Here is a 2,241-nt window from a genome sequence, read left to right as displayed (position 1 = left end):
GAGCCGCGCGCGTGCGGGCAGCCGGCGGCTCACGGTGACGGAGCGAGGACTCGCGGCGAGGGCGACGTCGACGGCGACGAGCAGCAGGCACAGAGCGATCCAGGCACCGAGCACCGCGTACGCCGGATAGCCCGCGAGCCCGGCGATGACGAGCGGGACGATACCGACGGCGATGGCGACGGCGAGGCGACCGGTGATGAACACCTAGATCGGCACCCTGGTCTGCTGCACCACCGAGGTCAGCACCGCATCGGCGGATACGCCTTCCATCTGCGCATCGGGGCGCAGCTGGAGACGATGGCGCCACACCGGGACCAGCATCGTCTGCACATGATCGGGCGTGACCGCCGAAGACGCGTTGAGCCAGGCCCAGGCCTTCGCTGCGGCGAGCAGTCCGGTGGAGGCGCGGGGGCTGGCGCCGAGCTCGACCGAGGGCGACTGGCGGGTCGCTCGGGCGAGATCGACGACGTAGCCGAGGACGTCGTCGGTCACCTCGACCGCGGCAGCAGCGTGCTGCGCCGCTCGGATCTCCTCGGCGGTGACCACCGCCTCCACTCCGGTGAGCTCTCTGGGGGAGAAGCCCGAGGCGTGCCGACGCAGCACCGAGACCTCCGCGTCGCGCTCCGGCATCCCGACGACGAGCTTCATCAGGAAGCGATCCAGCTGTGCTTCCGGCAGCGAGTAGGTGCCCTCGTGCTCGATCGGGTTCTGGGTCGCTGCGACGAGGAACGGGTCGGGGAGGGGACGACTGACCCCGTCCGCCGACACCTGGCGCTCCTCCATGGCTTCGAGGAGTGCAGCCTGGGTCTTCGGCGGCGTGCGGTTGATCTCGTCCGCCAGCAGGATGTTGGTGAACACGGGACCGGCTCGGAAGTCGAACTCGCCGGTACGTGCGTCGTAGACGAGGGAGCCGGTCACGTCGCCGGGCATCAGGTCCGGAGTGAACTGCACGCGCTTGGTGTCGAGGCCGAGTGCCCGCGCGAAGGAGCGCACGACCAGCGTCTTCGCGACGCCGGGCACACCCTCGAGCAGCACATGTCCGCGAGCGAGCAAGGAGACGAGCAAACCGGTGACGGTGCCGGCCTGGCCGACCACGGCCTTGTCGACTTCCGTGCGCACCCGGTGCATGGCCTGACGCAGCGTGGCGTCATCGGTGGGATGGTTCTCAGCGGTCACGTGTTTCCCTCTGCTTCTCGGGGATGGGCGGTCGTGTCGGTGCGGGCGGTCTCGTCCACCGCCGTCTCGAGCTGGTCGAGGCGTCTGGCGAGTTCGATCAGGGCGGCGTCGTCCTCGGGCGGGGGCCCGGCCAGCAGTACCTGGAGCGTGCCGCGCGGGACCCGCAGCCGATCCGATGCCGCGTCGGCGACCTCATCCGCGTCGGCGTGGACGGCGAGTCCGAGCCGACGGGCGAGACGTCGCCGAGTGCCGTCGCGGAGCGCCTGCGCGGCGTGTGCGGAGTCCGCGGCTCTGGCCGTGAGACGTGCGCGTCCCTGCATCGTCTCCGAGGCTCGCACGGTGACCGGCAGCGTCTCGGCGACGAGGGGACCGAACCGCTGGCCGCGCCAGATCGCCGTCGCGACCCCCACCGCGATCAGCAGCAGGATGGCGGGCGTCACCCACGGGGGCGTGAGGCTGCCCAGCGTGTCGACCGGCTCGGCTTCGATGTCGGAGTCCGCGAAGCTGGGGACATACCAGACGACGCGGTCGGTCTGACCGAGCAGGGCGAGTCCGAGGGCCGCATTCCCGTTCTCGGCGAGGTAGGCGTTGCCGAAGAGCCTCGATCCCTCCACCACGGTGCGCTGAGGACTGGTGCGACGATCGACGAGGACGGCTGCGCCCTCGGAATCCCCGAAGCAGGCCTGCACGCCGTCAGCGGCGGCGAAGAGACGGTCGGCGCGGATCGTGCCGACCTTCGCGAACTCCGCGACATCGCACTCCGCGCTCACGGCCGACGATGTGCCCGGCGCGTTGTCGCCGATGCGGAGCTCGTTCAGCAGATGCGTGCTCGTGGACAGGAACACCACGCGCTCCGCGGGTTCGGTGAGCGTCGCGAGTGCTTCGTCGGTGAGCGTGTAGGGGTCGGCCATGACCAGTGTGGTGTCGGCGTCGATCGCCGCGCGGGCCTCGACTCGTGACCGATGGACGTCGACCTCGACGCCCTGATCGCGCAGGATGTTCGCGAGCGCGAGTGCGCCGGCATCGTCGCGGGCCTCGGGGTCGAGGGCGCCGCGCGCACCGGGT

At 70.9% G+C, this 2,241-nt stretch carries 2 protein-coding genes and 1 pseudogene; all 3 read right to left on the bottom strand.

The window, feature by feature from the left end; translation table 11 throughout:
- Nucleotides 1–204: pseudogene (locus DSP71_RS06740) on the bottom strand (DUF58 domain-containing protein); the annotation flags it as partial.
- Entirely contained in the window at nt 205–1,128 is a 924-nt protein-coding gene (locus tag DSP71_RS06735; protein ID WP_218867656.1) for a MoxR family ATPase, read from the bottom strand.
- Between the two features lie 44 nt (nt 1,129–1,172).
- The coding region (locus DSP71_RS06730; RefSeq protein ID WP_147251223.1) for a DUF4350 domain-containing protein at nt 1,173–2,241 on the bottom strand (1,069 nt) is incomplete at its 5' end.

The sequence above is a fragment of the Microbacterium sp. H6 genome (genome assembly GCF_003314775.1).
Classification (GTDB): domain Bacteria; phylum Actinomycetota; class Actinomycetes; order Actinomycetales; family Microbacteriaceae; genus Microbacterium; species Microbacterium oxydans.
The sequence above is the reverse complement of the archived record's forward strand: the minus strand, read 5'-3'. Positions and strand labels throughout refer to the sequence as shown.

Coding starts and splice junctions, on each gene's coding strand:
- DSP71_RS06735 (WP_218867656.1), bottom strand. CDS start 1,128: ATGCACCGGGTGCGCACGGAAGTCGACAAGGCCGTGGTCGGCCAGGCC.